A 939-nucleotide genomic window follows, 5' to 3' on the forward strand; every position below is an offset into this window, starting at 1 on the left:
AAAAGATGATAATGCGGTGAATTGGTATCTCTATATTCATAATGCCCTATGACATATTTTATGCTTTTATAATGATTTTTTAAATATTTAATTAGTTTAATGTTTGAATTAAGCTGCTCTTTTGTAAGCTTACCAGCAAAACCTATGTTTTCTATACTTATTGCTGTATAATTTAAACCTATAGTGTGCCTTGCCATATATTCTAAAGGAGTGCTTGCATATATAGTTCCATTTGTATCAACTAAAAAATGCGTGCCCACATTAACATCTCCTCCAGAATCTATATCTTTTCTTCCTATAAGAAAATCATTTTGAAAAACATTTAGAGCTATTTGCAAATTTCTTGTTTCTGTAGAATGCACAACTATTATTTGAGGGTTCACCAAACTATAATTTGGATAACCATAATGTTTTTGGCTATATTCAGACATTAAACTTAATTTTAGTGTGCTTGGATATATTTTATATATATTGTGTATTTCTATAGTATTGTTTTCTTTGTTTGATATAATATTTTTACTACTACTACATGATATTAGAGTTATAAAAAAGAATAATATAACAATATTTTTCATACAGCAATTATATAATAATTAAGCATCCATAGCTATATTAACGCTAACGAAGCCAATATTAGATTGAAAAGGTATTATAATAGTTTGTAAGTTTTTTGGGATAATTTGAATTTCTTTACCATAATAAAGTATAGGAGGAGTAATATCGCAGCTTATGCCTTCTTCAGATAATTTAGTAATAGCAAGTCCGCTTATAGTGTTACCCATTTCATTTATAACACTTCTCATCATATCTTCAAACTCATCTTCAGAGTCATAATCACTGCGTTTTTTATCTGTAAGGCTTTCTGTTAGAAGCTGAGAAAAATTTTCAGGGAATTCGTATAAAACCTGTCCATTAACATCGCCAACTATTCCTATAGCA

2 protein-coding genes are annotated in these 939 nt (G+C 28.1%); both read right to left on the reverse strand.

The window, feature by feature from the left end; genetic code table 11:
- On the reverse strand, window positions 1–575 hold a 575-nt coding region (locus tag E6A48_RS10805; protein ID WP_219710250.1), incomplete at its 3' end, for a peptidoglycan recognition protein family protein.
- An 18-nt stretch (window positions 576–593) separates the two neighbouring features.
- A partial coding sequence (locus E6A48_RS10810; RefSeq protein WP_219710252.1) for a chemotaxis protein CheX occupies window positions 594–939 on the reverse strand: 346 nt, incomplete at its 5' end.

The organism is Brachyspira pilosicoli, assembly GCF_019402445.1.
In the GTDB taxonomy this organism is placed as follows: Bacteria; Spirochaetota; Brachyspiria; order Brachyspirales; family Brachyspiraceae; genus Brachyspira; species Brachyspira pilosicoli_B.